Source organism: Romboutsia sp. LXY-2 (assembly GCF_056171995.1).
On record NZ_JBKFGI010000003.1, the window covers coordinates 511362 to 534524 of the forward strand.

Annotated in this window: 25 protein-coding genes; 8 read left to right on the forward strand and 17 right to left on the reverse strand. The window is 26.3% G+C overall.

Annotated elements, in window-relative coordinates:
* Positions 1-216 precede the first annotated feature (216 nt).
* Both ACI48P_RS08205 and ACI48P_RS08210 read left to right on the forward strand, forming a co-directional pair.
* Entirely contained in the window at positions 217-1587 is a 1371-nt protein-coding gene (locus ACI48P_RS08205) for a MotA/TolQ/ExbB proton channel family protein (protein WP_475215004.1), read from the forward strand.
* Positions 1580-2206 (forward strand): OmpA family protein, encoded by a 627-nt coding sequence (locus tag ACI48P_RS08210; protein ID WP_475215005.1) that lies wholly within the window; start codon positions 1580-1582, stop codon positions 2204-2206. The genes ACI48P_RS08205 and ACI48P_RS08210 overlap by 8 nt, the downstream gene beginning before the upstream one ends.
* A gap of 42 nt (positions 2207-2248) precedes the next feature.
* Here the strand turns inward: ACI48P_RS08210 and ACI48P_RS08215 are convergent, their stop codons facing one another.
* Positions 2249-2665: a DUF4829 domain-containing protein gene (locus ACI48P_RS08215; RefSeq protein ID WP_475215006.1), complete on the reverse strand. Its 417-nt coding sequence runs from the start codon at positions 2663-2665 to the stop codon at positions 2249-2251.
* 315 nt (positions 2666-2980) lie between these two features.
* On the opposite strand from ACI48P_RS08215, the gene deoD reads away from it, so the two are divergent.
* Positions 2981-3700 (forward strand): purine-nucleoside phosphorylase, encoded by a 720-nt coding sequence (gene deoD, locus ACI48P_RS08220; RefSeq protein WP_475215007.1) that lies wholly within the window; start codon positions 2981-2983, stop codon positions 3698-3700.
* Positions 3701-3754: 54 nt separating this feature from the next.
* Here deoD and lexA read toward each other — a convergent pair whose 3' ends face one another.
* The 5 genes from lexA to ACI48P_RS08245 all read right to left on the reverse strand — a co-directional run bounded on the left by lexA (position 3755) and on the right by ACI48P_RS08245 (position 7819).
* Entirely contained in the window at positions 3755-4390 is a 636-nt protein-coding gene (lexA, locus tag ACI48P_RS08225) for a transcriptional repressor LexA (protein WP_475215008.1), read from the reverse strand.
* A gap of 101 nt (positions 4391-4491) precedes the next feature.
* The gene (locus ACI48P_RS08230; RefSeq protein ID WP_475215034.1) at positions 4492-5634 is read right to left on the reverse strand and encodes a tyrosine-type recombinase/integrase; all 1143 of its coding nucleotides are present in this window, start codon (positions 5632-5634) and stop codon (positions 4492-4494) included.
* A 717-nt stretch (positions 5635-6351) separates the two neighbouring features.
* Positions 6352-6543: a small, acid-soluble spore protein, H family gene (locus ACI48P_RS08235; protein ID WP_475215009.1), complete on the reverse strand. Its 192-nt coding sequence runs from the start codon at positions 6541-6543 to the stop codon at positions 6352-6354.
* A gap of 127 nt (positions 6544-6670) precedes the next feature.
* Complete coding sequence (locus ACI48P_RS08240) at positions 6671-6931, reverse strand: stage V sporulation protein S (RefSeq protein ID WP_475215010.1); 261 nt, start codon at positions 6929-6931, stop codon at positions 6671-6673.
* A 219-nt stretch (positions 6932-7150) separates the two neighbouring features.
* Positions 7151-7819, reverse strand: a complete 669-nt coding sequence (locus ACI48P_RS08245) for a hypothetical protein (protein ID WP_475215011.1) — start codon at positions 7817-7819, stop codon at positions 7151-7153.
* Positions 7820-8019: 200 nt separating this feature from the next.
* On the opposite strand from ACI48P_RS08245, the gene ACI48P_RS08250 reads away from it, so the two are divergent.
* Positions 8020-8298, forward strand: a complete 279-nt coding sequence (locus ACI48P_RS08250; RefSeq protein ID WP_475215012.1) for a hypothetical protein — start codon at positions 8020-8022, stop codon at positions 8296-8298.
* A gap of 52 nt (positions 8299-8350) precedes the next feature.
* Here ACI48P_RS08250 and trmB read toward each other — a convergent pair whose 3' ends face one another.
* Complete coding sequence (trmB, locus tag ACI48P_RS08255; protein ID WP_475215013.1) at positions 8351-9001, reverse strand: tRNA (guanosine(46)-N7)-methyltransferase TrmB; 651 nt, start codon at positions 8999-9001, stop codon at positions 8351-8353.
* Between the two features lie 82 nt (positions 9002-9083).
* A complete protein-coding gene (locus ACI48P_RS08260; protein ID WP_475215014.1) occupies positions 9084-9218 on the reverse strand; it encodes a hypothetical protein in 135 nt (44 codons plus the stop codon).
* A gap of 453 nt (positions 9219-9671) precedes the next feature.
* On the opposite strand from ACI48P_RS08260, the gene ACI48P_RS08265 reads away from it, so the two are divergent.
* Positions 9672-10532, forward strand: coding sequence for a YitT family protein (locus ACI48P_RS08265; protein WP_475215015.1), 861 nt, complete (start codon positions 9672-9674; stop codon positions 10530-10532).
* A gap of 47 nt (positions 10533-10579) precedes the next feature.
* Here ACI48P_RS08265 and ACI48P_RS08270 read toward each other — a convergent pair whose 3' ends face one another.
* Positions 10580-11680 carry a leucine-rich repeat domain-containing protein gene (locus ACI48P_RS08270; protein ID WP_475215016.1) on the reverse strand — a complete coding sequence of 367 codons (1101 nt, stop codon included), beginning with the start codon at positions 11678-11680 and terminating at the stop codon, positions 10580-10582.
* 299 nt (positions 11681-11979) lie between these two features.
* Here ACI48P_RS08270 and ACI48P_RS08275 point away from each other — a divergent pair, with 299 nt between their 5' ends.
* Entirely contained in the window at positions 11980-13095 is a 1116-nt protein-coding gene (locus ACI48P_RS08275; RefSeq protein ID WP_475215017.1) for a tyrosine-type recombinase/integrase, read from the forward strand.
* A 710-nt stretch (positions 13096-13805) separates the two neighbouring features.
* On the opposite strand, the gene ACI48P_RS08280 is transcribed toward ACI48P_RS08275, so the two are convergent.
* Both ACI48P_RS08280 and ACI48P_RS08285 read right to left on the reverse strand, forming a co-directional pair.
* Positions 13806-15005 (reverse strand): alanyl-tRNA editing protein, encoded by a 1200-nt coding sequence (locus ACI48P_RS08280; RefSeq protein ID WP_475215018.1) that lies wholly within the window; start codon positions 15003-15005, stop codon positions 13806-13808.
* Between the two features lie 557 nt (positions 15006-15562).
* Positions 15563-16522 (reverse strand): magnesium transporter CorA family protein, encoded by a 960-nt coding sequence (locus ACI48P_RS08285; RefSeq protein WP_475215019.1) that lies wholly within the window; start codon positions 16520-16522, stop codon positions 15563-15565.
* A 211-nt stretch (positions 16523-16733) separates the two neighbouring features.
* Between ACI48P_RS08285 and ACI48P_RS08290 the strand changes: the two genes are divergently transcribed.
* Positions 16734-16934, forward strand: a complete 201-nt coding sequence (locus ACI48P_RS08290) for a hypothetical protein (RefSeq protein WP_475215020.1) — start codon at positions 16734-16736, stop codon at positions 16932-16934.
* Between the two features lie 46 nt (positions 16935-16980).
* Here ACI48P_RS08290 and ACI48P_RS08295 read toward each other — a convergent pair whose 3' ends face one another.
* Both ACI48P_RS08295 and ACI48P_RS08300 read right to left on the reverse strand, forming a co-directional pair.
* Positions 16981-17958, reverse strand: coding sequence for an acyltransferase family protein (locus ACI48P_RS08295; RefSeq protein ID WP_475215021.1), 978 nt, complete (start codon positions 17956-17958; stop codon positions 16981-16983).
* Positions 17958-18794, reverse strand: a complete 837-nt coding sequence (locus ACI48P_RS08300; RefSeq protein ID WP_475215022.1) for an alpha/beta hydrolase — start codon at positions 18792-18794, stop codon at positions 17958-17960. Before ACI48P_RS08300 ends, ACI48P_RS08295 begins: the two co-directional genes overlap by 1 nt.
* A 320-nt stretch (positions 18795-19114) precedes the next feature.
* On the opposite strand from ACI48P_RS08300, the gene ACI48P_RS08305 reads away from it, so the two are divergent.
* A complete protein-coding gene (locus tag ACI48P_RS08305; protein ID WP_475215023.1) occupies positions 19115-20104 on the forward strand; it encodes a lipoate--protein ligase in 990 nt (329 codons plus the stop codon).
* 78 nt (positions 20105-20182) lie between these two features.
* On the opposite strand, the gene ACI48P_RS08310 is transcribed toward ACI48P_RS08305, so the two are convergent.
* From ACI48P_RS08310 to cmk, 4 genes are all read right to left on the reverse strand, one after another.
* Positions 20183-20890: a M15 family metallopeptidase gene (locus ACI48P_RS08310; RefSeq protein WP_475215024.1), complete on the reverse strand. Its 708-nt coding sequence runs from the start codon at positions 20888-20890 to the stop codon at positions 20183-20185.
* Between the two features lie 195 nt (positions 20891-21085).
* Positions 21086-21925, reverse strand: a complete 840-nt coding sequence (locus tag ACI48P_RS08315; protein ID WP_475215025.1) for a 4-hydroxy-3-methylbut-2-enyl diphosphate reductase — start codon at positions 21923-21925, stop codon at positions 21086-21088.
* An 11-nt stretch (positions 21926-21936) separates the two neighbouring features.
* Positions 21937-22533 (reverse strand): lysophospholipid acyltransferase family protein, encoded by a 597-nt coding sequence (locus ACI48P_RS08320; RefSeq protein WP_475215026.1) that lies wholly within the window; start codon positions 22531-22533, stop codon positions 21937-21939.
* A 32-nt stretch (positions 22534-22565) separates the two neighbouring features.
* Positions 22566-23162 (reverse strand): (d)CMP kinase, encoded by a 597-nt coding sequence (gene cmk / locus ACI48P_RS08325; protein ID WP_475215027.1) that lies wholly within the window; start codon positions 23160-23162, stop codon positions 22566-22568.
* Position 23163 lies beyond the last annotated feature (1 nt).

The following is a 23163-nucleotide window of genomic DNA, read 5'->3' on the forward strand; positions in this document are numbered from 1 at the left end:
TCTCAAAAGATCAAAGTTATCTGGAAATATTATAGATAAAACCCATAGCTAATAATTTAATGTAGGCAATGTATATAAATAGTATCTTATAAAGCAGTCTGTAGTTAACAGCTGCTTTATTTTTTTTACAAAAATATGATTATTTTAATTTTATTGTATTTTAATTTAAGCTAGGACATATAGATTATAATAAAATAATTTAAAAAGTAGGGGGGGATGAAGTTGAATAATATGTTAGAAAATTTTATTACTTCAGTAATTAGCAATCCAATAACAGTATCTTTTTTAGTTATAATTACAGTTTACTCAATAATTAAGATAGTAGAAAATAAAATGATCTATGAATTTATTAATCAGTATTTAAAAGAAATCAATGAACATCAAAGGAGAAGTATTTTCTATTCTCAAGTCCTAGAAAAATTTAATAAGTATAAAGAAGAAAATAGCTATGCTGAAATTAATATATCATCTTTTACAGAAGAAATAGCTGCAAATGTTACATATAAAAAGAAATATATACTAGACAAGATTAGAGCATTAAAAAATGCGTCGTCAGTGTGTATACTATTAGGAGTCTTAGGTACATTTGTTGGACTATCTACAATGCTACTAACAGTAAATACTAATGACATAATAAATTCGTTGCCTCAAACAATAAGCAGTATGCAAACTGCTTTTACTACAAGTATATTTGGTATAGTTTTTTCTATATTACTTGGGTTAAGCTTAAGAGTTAAAGATGCAGAGCATGTACTTATACAACTAATGTTAAAAATAGAAAACCTATTAACTGCTGAAGTAACTCATGCTAAAGCAAAAGTAATGGATTCTAAAATAGAAGATGTAAAAGATACTATTAAGCAAATAAGTAAGTCAATAGAAGCTATAGAAAGATTTGATAAAATATCTAAGGATCTTAACGACTTTAATGAGGAGTTTATAGGTGGAATAGAAACTCTTAAACAGCTTATAGAAGGTTCTGAAAGCTCTATTAAGACTTTTGATCAAAGCGTAAGAAAATTAGATAAGCAATTTAATATAATGAACATTAAATTTACAAATTTATTTGATAAATATGAAGACCAAGATGAAATTAATAAAGAAATACTAATGGATATAAAAGAATGTACTAAAAATATTTATGATTCTACAGATAATCAAAATAAAATAAAAGATTACCTAGAAAATATAAATAATGAGTTTTCTGTATACGAGAGCAATACAAAAGACCTATTAGATAACTTAATAACACATGAAGACAATGTTTTATTAAAGCATAAAGAATTAAATGATCAGCAAATAATACTAGATAATAGTATTAAAAACCTTTCAAACATTGTATCTGTAACATCTAAAGATGTACAAGACAAATTAGACATGGTTTTTAGCTATGTAGACATCTATAATGAAGCTTTAAGTCTATCAAGTAAAGAACCTATAAAAACTCATGAAGCTATTAACACAAGGCCTGATGAAAAATATAATCATGAAGAAATATATGAAATAGATAATGAAATGGAACTAAATAAAAATAAAAAAATGTTTACAGTAATTAAATCGATAAGTGAGGATGACCTACATGATTAATAAATATAGAAGAACTGTAAATAAGGATTTTGAAAAGAGTAGCTTTTGGCCAACTTTTACAGATTTAATATCAACAGTTCTAATGGTTGTTATTTTAATTTTATTTAGCTCAGAAAGTATTAGTGGATCAGTAGAACAAGATTTAGCCAATAATGTAAATGACTCCGTAAAAGAAACCCTTAAAGATAGTGGTATTCCAGTATACGTTGATGAAAAGAGTGGAGATATAACTTTTGGTGATAGTACATTATTTGATGTTGATAGCGATCAGTTAAAACAAGAAGCTAAGGATATGCTGAAAGTATTTATTCCTAAATACATAGAAACAATATATGGAGATTATTCTGATTATGTTTCAAAGATTGTTATTGAAGGTCATACTGATGATGTAGGTTCATATATGTATAATTTAGATTTATCTCAAAGAAGAGCATATAGGGTTGTGGAGTATATTGTTGGAGATGAAATAGGAGATTATGAATATAAAGAACAATTAACTAAAGATATAGTTGCAATTGGAAGATCAAAGGCTGAACTTATTACAAATGAAGATGGAAGTATAAATAGAGATGCTTCTAGAAGAGTAGAAGTTAAATATGAGGTTAATATGAAGAAATAAAAAGTGACTAGTAAATAGTCACTTTTTTATACTACTTTTTTTTTATACCGCACCAATATCAATTAACCATTGTGAGTTGGAACTTTTCTTTGTTAGAAAAAACCAAACATCATAGACACCACTTTTATTAGTAAACTTACTACTAGAATCATATGTTACTTCATATCTTACTTTATAAATCTTGAAGCTTTTATCAGATGATAAGTTATTGTTTTTTATATATACTTTTTTTATGCTTTCATTATGTTCATCTTTAATGCTCAGTATTTTTATACTTCTAAGATAGTTGTTATCAGCTTTTATTTCCTCTATATCTTCACAATTTAATAAAAGTTTTTCAATAGATTCAATGTCTTTATTATTTCTATAATTAAAATATTGATATATAATATTTTGAGAAGAGTCATTTGCTGAAAGATTTTCTGAACGAACAGTGACTACAAAAGTAAATACTAACATTGGTATAAGTATACAGAAAGCTATTTTTTGTGTATTTTTCCTCAGAAGTCATTCCCCCTTAGTCTTATTTATAAATAAGTACTAGAATATACTTTGATGAATGTACACAGGTGTTAGAATAAAAAGATATTTTATTATTAATATATTAAACTAAAATGAAAAATGAACTAAATCTTGAAAATAAATAGCAATTTTCATAAATGAATACGGAATTTATAATATTACTATAGAATTTTTTTTAATTCATCCATAAAAATTATGAAAAGTGGTATAATATGTAATAAACAAATAGAATTAAAACTAAGGAGAAATAATATGAGTAAAGAATTAACACCAACTCCACATAATAATGCAAAAATGGGAGACATAGCTGAAACAATTTTACTTCCAGGAGATCCATTAAGAGCTAAGTTTATCGCAGAAACATTTTTAGAAGATGTTGTTCAATATAATACAGTAAGAGGAATGTATGGATATACTGGTTACTACAAAGGTAGAAAAATCTCTGTACAAGGTTCAGGAATGGGTATGCCGTCAATAGGTATCTATTCATATGAATTAATACATTTTTATGGAGTAAAGAACTTAATAAGAATTGGTTCTGCAGGAGCTATCAATAAAGACCTTAAGCTTCATGATGTTGTAATAGGTATGGGAGCATGTACTGATTCAAACTTTGCTTATCAATATAACTTACCTGGAACTTATGCACCTATAGCAAGTTATAATTTATTACAAAAAGCTGTAGATGTTGCAAAGAATAATGGTACAGACGTAACAGTAGGTAATATATTATCTAGTGATGTATTTTATAGTGATGCAGGATTAGATAACTTAAGTACTTGGAGTAAGATGGGTGTACTTTGTGTAGAGATGGAAGCAGCTGCATTATATATGAATGCTGCAAGAGCAGGAGTTAATGCATTATGTATATTAACTATATCTGATTGTCCTTTCACTGGAGAAGAGTGTTCTGCACATGACAGACAAGTAGCATTCACAAAGATGATGGAAATAGCTTTAGAATTAGCTTAATTACATAAATCTAATAATATCAAATAAAAAAAGATATGGGAAACCATATCTTTTTTATTTGATAACTCTAAATACACCAGTTACTATACCTATTATTTCTACATCATTAGGATCTAAAATTATAGGCTCTAAAAATTCATTTTCTGGTTGTAATCTTATAATATTATCTTCCTTAAAGAACCTTTTAACTGTCGCAGATTCTTGCTTAACTAAAGCAACAACTATTTGAGAATTTGAAGCAGTACTTTTCTTGTCAACTATAACATAGTCACCATCTAAAATTCCTGCATTAATCATACTGTCGCCTTTTACTTTTAACACGAAATTGTCATTTCCCTTTACAAAGTTAATAGGAAATGGAATAAATTCTTCAATGTTTTCTTGTGCAAGTATTGGTTCACCAGCAGTTATTTGTCCAACTAAAGGTAGTGTTAATATTTCTTGATTTACACCAGAAGCTTGTTCACCTCTATCGCTACCTAAAACTTCAATAGCTCTTGGCTTTGTAGGGTCTCTTCTTATGTATCCTAATTTTTCAAGTTTATTTAAATGTGAATGTACTGTAGAAGTTGATTTTAAGTCTACAGCAACACAGATTTCTCTCACTGAAGGTGGATATCCTTTAAGTAAAAGTTGATCTTTTATAAACTCTAATATCATGACTTGTTTATTACTTAAATCTAAATACATTTATAATCACTCATTTCTGTGTTAATTTTTGTAATCTAAAGTATACCTATATTGTAGCATATTGAGGTTTTTAATACAAACATTTGTTCCAAAGAAGCATTTTAAATATTCTCATCATTTTCCTCTTCAATCCATTCGAAGTTATTAACAATATCTCTTTTAACATTCTTCTTATGTGCTGCATATAACTGAGTAGTTGTTACGTTATCATGATCAAGAAGATTTTGAACGTCATAAATAGAAAAACCTGTCTGAATTAGGGAAGTAGCAGCTGTTGCTCTAAGCTTATGAGGGCTATATCCGTTATCTCTAGAGGTATCCATAGAAATTGATGTATATTTCTTTACTAACTGTCTAATAGCCTTAGGATTTAACCTTTTATTTTGTAAAGAAAGGAATAGAGCATCTTGAACATCTTCACTTAACATTTCACTTTGAGGTCTTTCATTTAAAATATAATCTCTAACAACCAATTCACAAGTTTGGTTTATTGGCATTAACACTTCTTTACCACGTTTTCTATAAATTTTAAATTCACCTCTAGAGAAGTTAAATGATGAAATATTTAGCTCACGAAGCTCATTTAATCTAAGACCATAGGTTACAAACAAAGCCAAAATAGCTTTATCTCTAAGTTTAGTTTTTCTCCAATAGACTTTTTCTTTTTCAGTTAAACCTTCACCAGTATCAACAGCATCAAGCATTTTTGCAACTTCATCAATCTCAAGACGTTTTATGGCATCAGGTTGAGGCTTAGGTAATTTTATTGGATTAAATCCATCAGTAATGTTATTTTCTAGTTGCTGATTTCTAAATAAGAATTTAAATAGAGTAGATAGCGATGATTTTTTTCTAGCTAAAGCTCTATTATTATTTTCATAAATCAAAGTACTTTTATCTGTATGCTTATAATATCTACTACAATAATCACCTAAAAACATATTTACGTCTCTAGCTTTAACTTTATTAAATTCCTCTAATGTAATATCTAAAGCATCAGAAGCTTCTGTAAGCTCCTTAGTTTCGATTAAGTATGTACAGAAGAAGTATATATCTTCTAAATAAGCCAAACGGCTTGAAACGGCAACAGAGCCTTTTAAATATATAAAGTAATCTTTCATAAATGGAGGAAGCTTTCTTTCTACAGAAATGCATCTTTCAATAATCTCATTGTCGCGTAAAACGATATTATCTGGTTTATCAGACTTATTATGTATTTTTATCATTTTTTTATCACTCAAAATATCACCACCTAATAATTTTTATTCTAATTAATAAAATAGCACATTGTTTTTTTTGATTCAACAATTCCTTAAAATTAAATAATCATAAAAATCGAATATAGTATCAAGTAGAAGCTTATATTATAAATATGGTAAAGAGATATAGATTGGAATTAATAGTTACAACTTTATTTAATTGTAGAATATGATATTTTTACTTTATTAATTAAATAGAAATGACATGTCGTCAAGTGGGGCGACTTAAATATATTAAGTATGTATATGATTGATAGTTTTAAGAATATAAGATTAAAATTATTGGTTAATAGAGATAATAAGTAAAATGAATATAATTTGTGAAACATTAGTGAGAAACATATACAAATAAACAATAGATATTAAATTTAATAAATCTGTTATGAGAAAACCAATTCTGTACACACATAAAGATTATAAATAGAATTATTAAAATAAAAAGATCTGAAGATTAAAGTTAGAAAAGAATAGTAATAGAAATAGTGAAAAATATTATATTATATATGTATATAGCCAGAATATGATAAATAAGGCATTTTAATATATTTATATTAAATTTTATACTAACTATTCCCAAAATATACATTTAAAGACTAGTTAGATTATACTTAAATAATTACCATATACATTTAATATATACCACTCTTTAATCAATTATTGACAATAACAATAAAAATCCCTTTATTTCAAGGGATTATTTAGTTATACATATTTATTTTTTTCAGTTAACATTTCTAAATCAACTTCAAATTTTACATTATCTTTTACAGTTTCAACATATGCAGTACCAATATTATTATCAAAACTTATAATATGTACTTGTTTGTCTTTATAATATACAGATGCATCGTTATTATTTGAATTAACAATTTCTGCAGCGCGTCTTAGTTGCATAAAAATCCTCCCATATAGTAATTTAATATTATATTAACCTATATAATAATCATTTATTCATTCAAAAAATAAAATAAGCATAATGATCTTAATCAATATGCTTACTCGGATATCTTATTAAAACTCATTATTTAGGCTCAACCATCAATTTTATTGCTGTTTTTTGTTGACCATCAATTTCAATATCTGTAAATGCTGGTATGCACACAAGATCCATACCGCTTGGAGCTACGAAGCCCCTTGCTATTGCAATTGATTTTATAGCCTGATTTAATGCACCTGCTCCGATTGCTTGAATTTCAGCACTCCCCTTTTCTCTAAGAACTCCTGCCAAGGCCCCTGCTACAGAATTAGGATTAGATTTAGATGAAACCTTTAATACTTCCATTACAATATCCCCCCCTTGAGTAATAAGATATTTTTATAAATCTTATTAACGGCATTTTTTAGTATATTTCTATAAATAGTTAGAAAAACCTTTATTTTTCATAACTATTTTATTAATATTGAAGTTTTTTTTATATTTATGTAAAAATAAAAAAATATAGCAAATCTAATATCGTTTTTTAGCAAAATAAAAAGTGTTGAGTAACTCAACACTAAAATACTAACTATTTTTACCATTTTCTACTATATTATCTATTTCCTCTAAAGAAAATCCAGTTATTTCTGTTATGAAGTTGATGTTAGCTCCTTTGCCTAATAAGTTAATTGCAATATCTTTTCTAGTTTTTAGTAATTTAGCTTCTTTACTTTCTTTTTCTTCATCATAAGTAATTTTTTCTAAGTACTTTTTAGTATTTTCTAATTCATAATTAGGACTATAAGCTTCTTTATTGTCTTTATTACTATGTACTGTCTCTGAACTATCTTTAGAATCTGTAGAATTTAATTCTTCTTCTATGCTATGATTCTTTGTAATAGATATAAAACTAATTACAATTAGTATAGATGGAACAATAAAATACAATTTTGCACCTAGAAAACCTAAGATAATAGTAAAAATAGCTAAAACTTTATTTAATGTGTCAAAAGAAAAGCTAAAGAAATCTGTATCATTAGAATATGATCTTATAACAGCTAATATTAATGTAATTACACACATTGGAAGAAGTAAATAACTAGCAATTACTCCTTCAAATCCAAGAAAGTCAAAGTTATTTTCTATATTGGTATAAACAAACATGTACCCATTTAGATAAGCGAAAATACATGCAATGATACCTAATGCTGCCCCTAGAGCTTGTGAGTACCATTTGTAAAAAGAGCACTTCATGTTCATCCCTCCCCTACTTAAAGATGTATATAAAATCATATGCGCTTTTAGTAATAAATATTTCTATATTTAATCTTCTATTGTATTAGTAAGTTATTTTGTGTATACTGATTGTTATGATATTTAGGAATAAGTTGATTATTTATACTTATTTTGGAAATAATAAATATTATCCACTGAGTTAAGGGGGAGTTTTGATTATGTTCGACAACATAGAATTTTTTCTTAAAATTATTTTTATAGTCTTAACTGTTGTTTGGATTAGTAAAATATTAGTATTAAGAACAGATAAACAAATAGTTATAAATCCATTATTATTAGGTATTGCTGCTCTTTTAGTTGTACTACCACAATCTAATGAGAATGTTGAATTTATGGGTTTTAGTGTAGAGTCTATTAGAATAGCATTATATAGTATTTATTCGCTAGTCGTTGTATTTGGCGTTTTTGCTACAAAACGAAAAAATGGTATATTTTAATGCATAAAAATAAGCTGTGATATTCACAGCTTTTTTACATATTAGTCATTATTTACAAACATTTAGGCTTCTTAGCTTCACATCTATATATTTTCATTCCTAATGACATGAATTTGTCTTCATATTCAGTAGTTACATTTTCTATAGATTCGTTATTAGATAAATCTAAAGAAATATTTTTAAGTAGCCAGTAATTACTTGCAATTTCATTTAAACTAAATTCAAATAATTTTTCATTGTCAGTTTTAAAGTGTAACTCACCTTCTCTATCAAGTAGTTCTTTATACATGTTTAAGAAGTTTGTGTGAGTAAGTCTTCTTTTTGCCCATCTAGTTTTTGGCCATGGATCACAGAAATTAACGTAAATTCTTGATAACTCACCTTTTTCAAAATAATTTAATATGTTACTTACATCTCCCCATACAAACAGTATGTTATTTAAATTAGCTTCATCAGCTTTTTCTACAGCTTTTAATAAAACTTCTTCTTTAAGTTCCATAGCTATGTAATTGATATTAGGATTTTGTTTAGCAAGTGTAGTAATAAACTTACCTCTACCTGTACCAAATTCAACATGTATTGGATTATTGTTATTAAACTGTTTGTGCCAATTACCTTTTAATTCCTCTATATTTTCTCTTAATACATAATTAGTATAACTTAATAATTTTTCATCTGATCCTTTTTTACGTCTTCTTCTCACTATATTCTCCTTTATATAAATGGTAAATTTTGTATTCTTAAAAAATTAAAGAGTATTAGCCTAAACTAATACTCTACTTTTATTAATGTCCGCAACCAGAGCATCCTCCGCCGCAGCCACCTTCATCATTAATCATATTTTCAGGTGCAACTCTGAATCCATATCCAGTATCTTCTATTACTATATTCCCATACTTTGTATGATCCTCAGTACTCATTATAAAGTTTAATCCATCAACTTCATAAGTTAAATCTTCTTCTTTTTGCTCATCCAGAGCAAGTCCAAATGATGGACCACCTCAACCAACACCTGCAAAATACACTCTTATGTTTCCAGGTCTGTCTTGATTATCTTTTAATATGTCTTTCAGCGTATTTACAGCTGATTCTGGTAAAGTAACCTTCATATAATCATTTCCTTTCAATATTAACTTAAAATCATTTATATTATATACCGATATGGTGTATATAATCAAATTATTTTTTCCAAATCTGATAAAAAAATCCATATTCTTAAATTTTTCATGTAATAACAATTAATTTTACATGTATTTACAAATATTGATATGAATATCTAATTTTCAGAATTAATTATATTATATTATACCCCTATTATTCTTCCTTAAACATTGTTATAATATTGATTGTCATAATTGAAAGGGGGATCTTATATGAAAAAACAAAAACCGTCTATGCTTATAGAAAGCGTTGGGCTTATACTGGGTTGTATATCAATGAGTATTGGTATCAATATGTTCTTAAAACCACATACAATCGCTCCTGGGGGCTTAAGTGGTATGTCTGTAGTACTAAGTAAAGTTACTGGATTATCTGTATCTAGTATTATGCTTATGATTGGTGTGCCTTTAGTTTTATTAACATTCAAAATGTTAGGACGTAAAAACTTCATCAAAACTTTAATGGGTACTGTATTATTTTCTTTAATAGTAAATATAACTTCTCCATTAGCATCAATTGTTGCTACAAGTGATTTATTGTTATCAGCTATCTCTGGTGCAATATTAGTAGGTATAGGTATTGGTATTGTATTTAGAGTAGATGGTTCTACTGGGGGAACAGATTTAATAGCTTTAATCTTAAGTAAAAAATTCCCAGGTATAAAAGCAACAAAGTTTATGATGTGTTTAGATGGTGTTGTAGTAATATCATCTGGTATAGTAAGTCAAAATATTGAGATAGCTCTATATTCTGCTATTGCTTTATATGTAATAGTAAAAGTAGCTGATGCCATAATGGAAGGCTTTGATTTTTCAAAGGCATTCTTTATTATTTCAAATCAATCAGAAAGTCTAAGACAAGTAATTACTAATGAATTAGATAGAGGCCTTACTATTTTAGATGGTAAAGGTGGTTATACAGATGAGAAGAAAGATGTATTACTAGTTGTTATTCCTAAGAATCAAGAAGTGTATCTAAAAAAATTAGTTAAATCTACTGACCCTAATGCATTTATAATAGTAAGTAATGTTCATGAAGTATTAGGTGAAGGATTTAAAAGTTTAAATAATTAAAGCGGCTTATAAGCCGCTTTTTTTAACTCTGTTAATTTTATTACTTATTAATTATTTTCTAATATAGAGTTGACTTCTTTAGACTCCCCTTCTCTAAGATTACATACAAATAAACTAGGACTAATATATTTATAATCATTTATAAAAGGAAATAGTATTGTGTATCTTCCATCTTCTAGATTTTTAAATTTGTATTCCCCTCTAGAGTTAGTCAAACAAGAAAGCTTCTCCCCTTTTGTATTTATTATAGTTATAGTTTTATTTTTTACTATATTCCTTTTGTAAGATATTATATCTATATCTTCTTTATTATCCAATTCTAACTTACCGTAGATTTCACTAAGAGGTTTTTCTTTTTTTAGCTTATTAAGATTAAAAGTAAGATTTACTAACTTAATAAAAATTGGTTGTATCAAAATGCCACTTAAGATTCCTCCCTTTAAATATGGGACTTCGTGAAAAAACTCAGCTTTTATTATACAATCAGAATATACATTTTTAATTAAAACTTTTGAAACTGAATAAAGGAAAAAAGGTCTCTCATCAGTTTCTATATAATTAAAGCTGCCAGTGACTTGTATGTTATCACAGTGTATTTGAATATCTTCATCCCAAGTAACAGATGGTTTAAATAAATAGTCTTCTCCATAATCTATAGATATTGGATTTAACAATACGCATTGTTCACTAGCTATGACTTTCAAATTTTGAGAGCATAGTGTATTAATAAATGATAAGTCAGATATTTTATTGTTTGAAATATTAAGTAGTTTTAAATTAATGAGAGGTTTTAAATCTGGTATAAAAGATATATTGTTACTTTCCAAACCTACACTTTCTAAATTCTTTAGTTCATTTAAAAAAGATACATCTTCAATCTTATTTTCGCATAATTCTAGGTTCTCCAATTTTTTTAGTTTTCTTAGCTTCTCTACATTTGTTAAACAATTTTTACTAAGGTTTAAGCTGATTAAATTTTTAGCATAATGAATACCTTCTAAATCTTTTAAGCCACACTGTGATAAATCTAATTCTTTTAATGTTTTTAAATACTCTTTTGTTATTTGTGACTCAGACTTATTTAAGGCATTAGCTAGGGCAAATCTTAAATGCTTATTAATCCAATTTGTATTATTACTTTTTGCCAAAGCTTATCATCCCTTCTTTAAAAATTAGATACAAAAAAATAATTTATTAAACTATACATTGTAACGTTAGTCTCCTGAACATAGGATTATCTCTTACCAACTTATGCTTTATGTAATATAACTGTGATTGTAAGACATAAAATATATACTTTTATGCCAAAAATCATAAAACTAGTATTTTCAACATATTTAAAGATTAATTTGGGTTTTATGTCAGTTATATGTCAGAACTTTAAATATATTTATTTATATAGATATGATATAATTAAATAATACTTACTAATTATTGGAGGGACAAAATGAGCTTTGCATTTATAAGAAAAAGAAGTAAAAACTACATAGTTTATTTAGAATATAAAGATGTTGAATCAGGTAAAAAATATCAAAAAAATATGGGCTCTTATGATAAAAAAAGAGATGCTTCAAAAAGATTAAATGAAATAAAAGAGAACATATTTAATGATAATTTATCGCTACCAAATGCCTTAAATTTAGAAATTTTTCTATTAGATTTTCTCGAAAAGTATAAGATAAATTTATCAATAACTACATATAATTGTTATAAAAGAATTACTAAAAAATATATAATTCCTATCCTAGGAAAGTATAAACTTAATGAATTAAAGCCTATTCATATTCAAAATTATGTTGATGATTTAGTTGGTATTTTAGCTCCACAGACTATTAAAATACATATAAATATATTAAATTTAGCACTAAGAAAGGCCTATAGATTAAAGCTAATCAATGAAAATATAATAGAATGTATTGAGGTTCCGAGGAATAAAAGATACAAAAATAGGATATACGACAGAGAAAGTATGATAAGATTACTTGAAATATGTAAGGATACTCCCCTAGAGTTGCCTATTTATTTAGCTTCTGGATTGGGGCTTAGAATATCTGAAGTTCTTGGACTAACATGGGATAACATAGACTTTAACGAAAATTGTATAACAATAAACAAGATAACAGTACGTAATGAAGGTAGAGTTATTCTAAAAAATCCCAAAACAGAAAGTTCAGAAAGGACCATTTCTGCTCCAAAAGAGATAATACTTATGCTAAAAAATCATAAGAAAAAACAGCTAGAAACTAAGCTTCAAGGAAAACTTGATAATAAGAAAAACTTATTATTTTATGATAAAAATGAGGAACCTATTGCTCAAGATGTTTTAAGTAAGAAATTTAATAGGTTTTTAAAAGACAATGATTTATCTCATATAAGATTTCATGATCTACGTCATTCTCATGTTACTTTATTAATTAATTCTAAAGTACCTATTAAAGTTATATCAGAAAGAGTTGGACATTCTAATATAAATACTACTCTAAACATATATGCTCATACACTTAAAGAAATGGATTCTGAAGCTAGTATTAAGATTTCGGAAACTTTATTTAAGTTAGGATAATATTTATAAATTAATTATTTTTATATAAAGTTGATAAAAAGTTTACTTTTTGTGACTAAATACTTTCGATTTTAAAGCCTTCATTTTACAAACACAATACAATAAGCTGTGTATCAAATAAAAAACGCTTAAAATTGCTTTAAATCAGTTTTAAGCGTTTTTTTATATTGATTCATTATAAATGGTTACCTTTGCATTATTATGTTAACTTATTAAGATTAATACGATAATAATTTCAAAAATTAATTATTTCATTTGGTCGATAGTGATCAAATAATTTTTAGTGCTTTAGTATAAATAAATCTTGAATATGTATTTAGTAACATAGATTACTTTAAAGGTAGGATAGAAAATGACTAGTAATACAAATTTTATTTTTATCTAAAAATTCATCTTATATTTTTTACTATATAGATATTTAAAAATAACAAAAAATCCCTCTAAAATCTTTCTGTTTTAAAGGATTTAAAATAATTTCATAACCCAATTAGTCGAATAAGTATGTCGAACCCCTTAAAAAGGATTTAAATGGGTAATTATAAAACACAACAATAAAAAGTCGATATTTAGTTTCCTTAACGTTATTATGTAAACTAAATAAAATATTAATATGAGACTTTTGTATACTTTTAGTTTTTAATTTTATATATTTTGTGCAAAAAAAGACACATAGATTATAATGTGTCTTTTTATGTATATCAAAATTTTTATTATAAAGTTCTTCCTAATTTAGAAAAAGCATAATCTAATGAGTTTTCTAAATTCCCATTATTCTTACCTCCACCTTGTGCAAGAGATAAGCTTCCCCCTCCTCTTCCATCAACGAGTGTTATTGCATCTTTTAATAAGTCATTCATATTTGCATTTTTTATATTTTTTGACGAAGCAAAAACTAAATTTACTTTATCATCAGACTTAACACCTAATAAGGCAATTGTATTTTCGTAGTCTGTTATTTTTGTTGCTAGTTTAGAAATATATTTTAAATTCTCATCCTCATATGTTTTTATAATTACTGATATGTCATTTATTTTAGATGAGTTCTCTATAAGATCTCTTAATTCATAATTAGCTACTACTTCTTCTAGTTTTCTAACCTTATACAAAGCATCTTCTAGCTTCTCATGAATACCTTTAATTCCATTAATAGCTTCCTCATCTGTTGAACTTAAATATCTACATATTTCAATCAGTGCTTCATCTCTTTTTAAGAAATAGTCTACAGCTCTCTTACCTGCTAAATACTCTATTCTTGTTGCTCCTTTGTTTTTTTCCCATTTTTTTAATTTAACCATACGTAAATCTATAGTAGACTTAGGATGAACTCCACAACATGCATTACTATCAAGTTCACCGATTTTAAGTATTCTTATTTCATCAGAAGTATCTGGTAAGTCTCTTCTTATCCATATTTTCTTAAGCTCTTTTTTAGGAGGTAGTAAAGTTTCTACCTCAATGTTTTCTCTTATTATTTCGTTAATATAAGCTTCAGCTTCTCTTATTTGTTCAGGCGTTAGATATCCCTCTATGTCTACAGTGCTTATCTCTCTACCAAAGTGTACTGCCACAGTATTAGCCTTAAATAAAGTATAAAAGCTTCCAGAAATTACGTGTTGTGCAAAATGTTGGTGCATACCATCTTCTCTACGTTCCCAGTCTATAGAGCATTTTACTTTATGTATCTTTATTGGCTTTTTATCTAATACATGAAATACCTTCGAATTCTTTTCATATACATCAATTACGCTATGATTATCTATTTTACCTAAATCACATGCTTGTCCTCCCCCACCTGGGAAAAAGGCAGTTTTGTCTAACTCTATATGGTATTTATCATCTATTTCAACAATATCTATTATTTCTGCTGTAAATTCTTTTATGTATTGATCTTTGTAATATAATTTTTCCATTTATTCCTCCTAGTATTTCTATTAATAATTTATATTTTACACTATTAAACAATGTATATAAAGATTTATGATTATAAATTACTTAGTATATACATTTTTTACGATTTTTATAAGATTTTAAATTTGTAACTTAAATCAATAACTTTAATTAATATTCAAAAACAAAACATTAACTTTATTTATTAAAGTAAAATGAACTTCTCTTCAATGGGCTGACTTAAATTAATTAAGTTATATTATTACTTTCATTTTATGTTATTTATCGCTATTTTTAATGTAATAAATTCGCTTTGCTCATGTCGCCAAAATTTCATATCGTCAACGTCCATTCGGCAAGCTCATGTCCCGTTACTCAAACGACTTCGTCCGTTGCTCAAAAGCTTTTTTAAGCGACCACGTCGGCGATTTCAATTCACTTACTATTAGTATACTGATATCACTTGGTTTCATGAGTTATAAACATATTATGAGCCATCATAATTTTCTGATACGTAAAAAAGTCTTCATTTAATGAAGACCTTATTTATATATTGTTTAATATAGATATAATCTAGCTTCTACAATAACTTTTTAATCTTAAATATTATTATCCCAACAACAACTATTAATAACATAGCTACAAGCGTAATTGGGTATCCATAATACCAATTAAGCTCAGGCATAACTTTAAAGTTCATTCCATATATACCGGTTATAATAGTTAGTGGTGCTGCAATCCCAGTTAGTAATGTAAGCTTTGTAATTAAGTTATTTGTCTTTTCTGCAACTTGTGAAGAGTAAATATCAAGAAGTTTATCTGCCAATTCTCTTGTTGAAAGAGCAAAGCTATATAACTTCTCTATGCCAAAGTCTATTCCTTGTAAATTATCAAGGTTATACTTTTTAACATCTGAATACTTTAAATATCTAATATTCTCTTTTAGTATTCTTTCACCTATATATAATAATGGTCGAGTATTTTTAACAACCGTTCTTGTTATACTTCTTATATCACTTATTTTTTCTATTTGATTATCTACTAAACCATCTAATATTTCATCTTCTAATTTAAGTATTAAATCCTCTAGTTTTTCGAGACTTTCAAACTCATGAATAATAATAGATTTGAAAATCATATAGTTTATTTGAAATAAACTGACAACTGTAGGTGCATTTTCCATTTTTACATTATTTGTTATCATATTTCTTACAAATTCATATATAAAATGTTCCTTGTTACAAACGACTAATATAAAATTATCAGATAGATATATGTTTACTTCCTCTATTAGTGCTTTCTCATCTATAAGCTCAAATGTATTTACACTAAGAAAATCATAGTTTTCAAATAAGTCTAACTTGATACTTTCATCAAAATTCAAACAATCTTTAATGGTTATTTCATCAATGCTTAAAATATCTTTAAGTAGATTAAGCTCTGTTGGTTCACATACCATAAGATATAATTGTTCATTGTTATAAAAATTTTCTTCATAATTTTCATAATTACAACGTGTTTCTAGATTTAATATATGCATAATATCACCTTAATTTATTATTTGTAAAGACGTTATAAAAATACATTTATTTTCCATTCTATTAATAATTATATTAAATATATTTTTAATGTGTGCAATTATATATTACCTAACTTTCTTTTAACACTTATATTACTCTTTATATCACCAAATTTCAATAATATACATATATTATATTAAGATATTTATCTTCTTATAAGGAGTTGATAGTATGTATGAATATGCACTATCATTACAAAATGAATATGTTGAGATATACACTTATCTTACTAAAAACAAACTATATGGAGAAATTGTTCAAGTAACTCCTTTTGAAATCGTACTAGAAAGAGCGCATTTAGAAAAATCAAAAAACCAAAATAAATACTTATACATTCCTATTAGTGCTATAATTTCTATTAAAAAATTATAAAAATTAAAAGCCACAGCTGTATTTGCTGTAGCTTTTCTTTGGGTATTTATAATCTAGTTAGTTTAAATATCTTATTAAATAGAAAATCATATATTCTTGCAAAAAACTTTCGAGATAATATGAAGGTTACAAATAAAGGACTAATTAAAATAATAAAATTTGTAAATATGTGCTCATCCCATGTTGGAATTAAATAAAATATTAGTAACACAACATATATATGAAAAGTATACACATACATTGTTGATTTTCCCATTTCAGAATAAAAAGTTTTACTTGTTGGTGTAATTATACAAACAAATATGCTTAATAAAATACTACTTATATAAAGCACACCTCTATATATTAAACCTTGCAAGTTATTCATACCCAATTCTTTAAATGAATATGAGCCATATAAAAATTTATAGTCAATAAAGTTTACTTCTGCTGAGATTAAAGCTAGTGTAATAAATACTGAAATTCCTAATATAGCAAACCAAATATTCACTTTTTCATCTATTCTTTTCAGTCTATTTAAATCTGTATAATATCCTAGTAAGAAAAATGGTAAATACACTATTGTCCTTGAAAATGATAGTACAGAACCATTAGACATAAGTCCCACAATAAGTCCTAATAGAAAACTAATAGGAAGAATATATTTTATCCTTATTAAGTATTTTAGTGATATTCTCCAGAAAAATAAACTTAATAAAAACCATAGTGTCCAACCAGGATAAATAATCGGTATATTAATATCTCTAGTATATGCATAAGCTAAAGAATACCAAAGGATATTTAATACAATATATGGAATTAATAAATTCTTAAAAAATACTTTATTACTTTTATTAACATTCTTTGATAATAAACCGGATACAAATATAAATAAAGGCATATGAAATATATATATAAATATATATAAACCTCTTAAAGTACTACTAGTATCTATATATCTTTCAATAAGATGACCAAATACTACTAAAACAATCAGAATAGCTTTCAAATTATCTATAAAGTAACTCTTATTATTTTCTCCCATCAATTCACCTCTTTATTTATGGCAATTTTATCAAAAAAGTCAAATATATAACTTGAATATAAATTGCCAGGGCCTCTTACAATATCTATTGAATGTTCATGATCTATACCTTTAATAATCTTTAGACTTGAATTATTATTTAATCTTTTGCTAAAAGATATAGAATTTTCTACGTTAATTAAGGAATCTTTATCGCCATGAATAAATAATACAGGTATATTAGAATATTTACTATTAATCATACTAATTGGATTACAATAAAATTGATCTATGCCATTTAGATAATTTCTAATAAGCTTTTTAGAAGCTCTTGAATTACATTTTGTAAAATCTAAAACTCCCGCTATAGAAAAAAATCCTTTTAGTATAGAAGGACTTATTTTATATTTATTTTGTCTATCCAAATCAAATACTAAATGGCTAGCAAGCTCAGAACCAGCTGAATATCCTCCTATTACAAGATGCTCATTATTACAATGATTATTGATATAATGTTTTAGAGCTTCAAAGCAGTCATCAATTTGTGAAGGATAAGTAAATTTTGGAACTAGCCGATAACCAACTATTACTGTATTATATCCTTTTTTAGCGAAAAACTTTCCTACACCACTATATAAGGATGGACTACCTTGCCACCATCCTCCGCCGTGAACAAAAAATATAGTTAGCTTACTTTTTTTATTACTTTTAAAAACCTTATAGTAATTTTTTTTATTATTACCATATTGTATACTCTCACCTTTAATATGTTTATCATCTAAATATCCATACTTAATCATTTTATAGACATTTCCAACTTGTCTAAATAACTTACAATCAAAATTATATTTTTTCATATAACATACCATCCTATACTTGATATAAATAAAATTACTTAACTTATTTATATATATTATTATAGAAGCTTAAGATATATTTTTAAATACTATCTTTAATGTTTTTTAATATATTCAATTGTATGTTTTGTAATTCTTTATTAATAATTTCATATCACTTTATTTTATCTTTATATATTTTACTATAATGCTTAATAGTATTCTTATATTTAGACTGAAAGTTTTTACTTTTTACAAAAAATTATTTACATTAATTTGTGAAAAATATATAATAATGGCAACAATTGTATAAATTTTTTAGTATTAGGGGGAAATTAAAAATGAAATACATTGAAAGTCCATCTAATGATCCATATTTTAATTTGGCATTAGAACAATATGTTTTTGATAAAATGAGTAGAGATGAAGAATATTTTATGTTATGGCAAAATGATAACGCCATAATAATAGGCAAACACCAAAACACTATAGAAGAAATAAACCAAGAGTATGTAAATCAAAAAGGTATTAGTGTTGTAAGGCGTTTGTCGGGGGGAGGAGCTGTCTATCATGATTTAGGCAACCTAAACTTCACATTTATTGTAGATGATGGTAATATAAGTAAATTTAACTTTAGTAAATTCTGTAATCCTATAGTAAAAGCTTTAGAAAAACTTGATGTTAAGGCAGAGATTAATGGTAGAAATGATATAACTATTAACGGTCAGAAGTTTTCAGGAAACTCACAGTATGCAAAGAAAAACAGAATAATGCACCATGGAACAATAATGTATGATTCTGACATTAGTGTAGTTGCATCTTCTCTTAAGGTATCTAAAGATAAAATACAATCTAAGGGTGTAAAATCTGTAAAAAGTAGAGTCACTAATGTTAAAGAACATATGAAAGAAGATATACCAATATATGAGTTTAAAAAGTTATTACTTCGATATATGTTTGAAGACTCAGATTTAACTGAATATAAACTTACCAATGTTGATATAAAAAACATCGAAGTTATAAAGAATAATCGATATAGTAACTGGGAATGGAACTTTGGCTCATCTCCAAAATATAATATATTAAAAGAACGACGTTTTGATGGCTGTGGGAAAATCGAATTATATATGGAAGTTAATAATGGTATAATTAATAGCATTAAAATATTTGGTGATTATTTTGGAAATGGAGACAATGTAGATATTTCAAATAAATTAGTGGGATGTAAAATAGAGGAAAAAGAAATAAATAATGCTCTTTGTAATATAAACATTCAAGATTATTTTAATAACCTAAAAATCGAAGATTTTATTAAGCTAATTACTGTATAGTTATTTATATATTGTGTATTACTTGTTAAAACAATAAAAAAGCCTAAGCAACCAAGCTTAGGCTTTTCTATATAAAGATTACTCATTATATAGTCCAACATATTCCTCTAATGTTAAGTTATTCATATTGAAGTTTTCACTATGCTCTACACCTACATATCTATAATGCCATGACTCATAAATATATCCTGTAACATGTTCTTTCCCTTGTGGATATCTTAATATAAATCCATACTTATGTGCATTTTCATAAAGCCACTTAGCTTCTGGTGTATCATCAAACCAATTACCAGGTGCTTTATTCGTATTTCGATTAGTAATATCTAAAGCAAGACCTGTTTGATGTTCACTAAAACCTGCTTTGGCTGAATATGTGTTTGCAACTTCACTACCATCATTTTGAGCATATCTATTAAATAAAGAAACCTGTGTACTATAAGATCTATAACCACTTCTTATATTTAATACTATTCCTTTTTTATATGCATCTTTTTTCATTTTTCCAAAAGCATCTAAAGCTTCTTCTTCAAGAGGGGATCTGAAATTTTTAGGTAATCCATAGTCCTTGTTAACAATAACTATTCCATCAATATATAATGGCTTTTTACCTTCTACATATTCACTTACGTCTCTGTTGTTTTCCATAGCCTGTTTTATTGCTTCGCTATTATAATTTAATATATTTGTTCTTTGAATTTCTTCCTTTTCTTTTTCCATTGAAACAGCTATATTAAGTGATGATACTAATACTACTAATATAGATAGTATAACTACTAATAGTCTCATTATATATGCCCCCTATTAATTACTGCAATTATTATTATACATCATACGACATGTTTTGCAATCATTAATAATATTTTGTTTAAAATTGTAAATTAATTGTTACTTTTATTTCCTAATACGTAAAAAAGCCATACATAGCTTACACACTTTTATATGTACTTACTATATACGGCCTTTAAAGCTCATTACATTCTTTTATAGTGATTCTAAATAACTAATTACTTCATCTATTATCCAGTTAGGAGTAGAAGCTCCTGCCGTTACCCCAACAATGTTATATATAGATAAGTCTTTTGAAACTAATTCGTCTTTTGTTTCTATAGCAATAGTAGGAACTGTGTTTTCACAGATTGAAACAAGCTTTTGAGTATTCGAACTATGCCTTCCTCCTATTACAATCATACAATCAACTTCATCAGATAATTCTTTAGCTGATTGTTGTCTTACCTTTGTAGCTGAGCATATTGTATTATTAAATCTTATGTTTTCTATTTCTTTTGATAAAAACTCTTCAATTTTATTATAATTGTCTAGGTTTATAGTAGTCTGTGCAACTACACAGTATTTTTTATCTTTATTTAAATTGATTTCTTCAATTTCACTAAGTGATTTAAAAATTAATGCACTGTTATTACACCAACCATTAATACCTATAACCTCAGGATGTTTACTATCGCCGATTACAATAATATCATATCCATCTTCATACGCTTCTTTAACTATAGTGTGAATCTTTTTTACAAATGGACATGTAGTATCAATTATATTTATATCTTTATCTTTCGCATCAGTATAAATTTTTTCAGCTACACCATGTGATCTTATAATCATGTTTTTCTGAGTTGGAACTTGACATACTTCTTCAATAGTTTTTAGTCCTTTTTCCTCATACTTAGATACTGCTTGTTTATTATGTATTAATGGACCTAATGCAAATATAGTGTCATTACTATTTTCTAGTTCATCCCAAGCCATTTTCATAGCTCTTTTTACACCAAAGCAAAATCCAGCATTTTTAGCTATTTTAACTTCCATGTTTTCTCTCCCTATTTTGAATGTATAAAGTAGTTTTCTTTTATTATTTCTAAAATATTATTTGACAATCTTTCATAGTCTTCTGACGATAACTTTACTTTGTAGTATTCCTCAAAAGAAACAGGCTTGTCTATATAAATAGTAACTCTATTAAATATTTTATAATTAGAAATTATTGATATAGGCACTACCATAGCCTTACCTTTAACTGCAAAGAGAGAAAGACCAGCCTTAGCTTCACCAAAGCCTGGACCTTTAACTCTTGTTCCCTCAGGGAAAATACCTAAGACATAACCATCTTTTATTGCCTTTAATATATTTTTTATAGTGGAAATATCCGGCTTATCTCTATTTATTGGTATTACATTTAATTTACTTAATATATACCCTAAAGGTTTAATATTAAATAATTCTTTTTTAGCTATAGCAGCAACTTGTCTATTTTCTATAGCTGCTGCTATAAAAATAGGATCTAGGTTAGACTTATGATTAGCAGCTATTATTATATTACCTTCATTTGGTATATTTTCTGATCCTACTACTTTATATTTAAAAAATACATTACAGAATCCTTTGAATACTTTTATTACAAAATTATAAAAACTCACACTTATCTCCCTTTCGAATGTTTAGTACACTCTTATAATTTAATTTTAGAAATAACTTCTTCAACAACTTGTTCTATTGTTTTTCCAGTAGTGTCGATTTCAACGGCATCATCTGCTTTAACTAAAGGAGCAAATTCTCTATTAGAGTCAATTTCATCTCTTTTTACTATATCCTTTATTATTTCTTCAAGGCTAACATCATATCCTTTTTCACATAACTCTTTATGTCTTCTAGCTCCTCTTTCTTCAGGAGTAGCTATTAAGAAGAATTTATAATCTGCATTAGGGAATACATATGAACCAATATCTCTACCATCTAATATTCCAGAATTTCTTTTCCCAATTTCTCTTTGAACATCTACTAGTAAATGTCTTACTTCTTTTATTTTAGCAACATTTGATACATTGTTAGATACTTCAACTGTTCTTATTTCTTCATTAATAACATTACCATCTAAATATATGTTATTATCCTTAAAATCAATGTCTGTAGCTTTCGCAAGTTTTATAACTTCTTCTTCATTATTTATGTCTATATTATTGTTTAAACATTTGTAAGTTATTGCTCTGTACATAGCTCCAGTATCTATATAATTTATACCTAACTCTTTAGCTATTATTTTTGCTATT

Bases quoted from the DNA above. Each gene is read 5' to 3' on its own strand.
- ACI48P_RS08205 (WP_475215004.1), top strand. From the start codon at position 217: ATGAAGTTGAATAATATGTTAGAAAATTTTATTACTTCAGTAATTAGC.
- ACI48P_RS08210 (WP_475215005.1), top strand. From the start codon at position 1,580: ATGATTAATAAATATAGAAGAACTGTAAATAAGGATTTTGAAAAGAGT.
- ACI48P_RS08215 (WP_475215006.1), bottom strand. From the start codon at position 2,665: ATGTTAGTATTTACTTTTGTAGTCACTGTTCGTTCAGAAAATCTTTCA.
- deoD (WP_475215007.1), top strand. From the start codon at position 2,981: ATGAGTAAAGAATTAACACCAACTCCACATAATAATGCAAAAATGGGA.
- lexA (WP_475215008.1), bottom strand. From the start codon at position 4,390: ATGTATTTAGATTTAAGTAATAAACAAGTCATGATATTAGAGTTTATA.
- ACI48P_RS08235 (WP_475215009.1), bottom strand. From the start codon at position 6,543: ATGCAACTAAGACGCGCTGCAGAAATTGTTAATTCAAATAATAACGAT.
- ACI48P_RS08240 (WP_475215010.1), bottom strand. From the start codon at position 6,931: ATGGAAGTATTAAAGGTTTCATCTAAATCTAATCCTAATTCTGTAGCA.
- ACI48P_RS08245 (WP_475215011.1), bottom strand. From the start codon at position 7,819: ATGAAGTGCTCTTTTTACAAATGGTACTCACAAGCTCTAGGGGCAGCA.
- ACI48P_RS08250 (WP_475215012.1), top strand. From the start codon at position 8,020: ATGTTCGACAACATAGAATTTTTTCTTAAAATTATTTTTATAGTCTTA.
- ACI48P_RS08260 (WP_475215014.1), bottom strand. From the start codon at position 9,218: ATGAGTACTGAGGATCATACAAAGTATGGGAATATAGTAATAGAAGAT.
- ACI48P_RS08265 (WP_475215015.1), top strand. From the start codon at position 9,672: ATGAAAAAACAAAAACCGTCTATGCTTATAGAAAGCGTTGGGCTTATA.
- ACI48P_RS08275 (WP_475215017.1), top strand. From the start codon at position 11,980: ATGAGCTTTGCATTTATAAGAAAAAGAAGTAAAAACTACATAGTTTAT.
- ACI48P_RS08280 (WP_475215018.1), bottom strand. From the start codon at position 15,005: ATGGAAAAATTATATTACAAAGATCAATACATAAAAGAATTTACAGCA.
- ACI48P_RS08285 (WP_475215019.1), bottom strand. From the start codon at position 16,522: ATGCATATATTAAATCTAGAAACACGTTGTAATTATGAAAATTATGAA.
- ACI48P_RS08290 (WP_475215020.1), top strand. From the start codon at position 16,734: ATGTATGAATATGCACTATCATTACAAAATGAATATGTTGAGATATAC.
- ACI48P_RS08295 (WP_475215021.1), bottom strand. From the start codon at position 17,958: ATGGGAGAAAATAATAAGAGTTACTTTATAGATAATTTGAAAGCTATT.
- ACI48P_RS08300 (WP_475215022.1), bottom strand. From the start codon at position 18,794: ATGAAAAAATATAATTTTGATTGTAAGTTATTTAGACAAGTTGGAAAT.
- ACI48P_RS08305 (WP_475215023.1), top strand. From the start codon at position 19,115: ATGAAATACATTGAAAGTCCATCTAATGATCCATATTTTAATTTGGCA.
- ACI48P_RS08310 (WP_475215024.1), bottom strand. From the start codon at position 20,890: ATGAGACTATTAGTAGTTATACTATCTATATTAGTAGTATTAGTATCA.
- ACI48P_RS08315 (WP_475215025.1), bottom strand. From the start codon at position 21,925: ATGGAAGTTAAAATAGCTAAAAATGCTGGATTTTGCTTTGGTGTAAAA.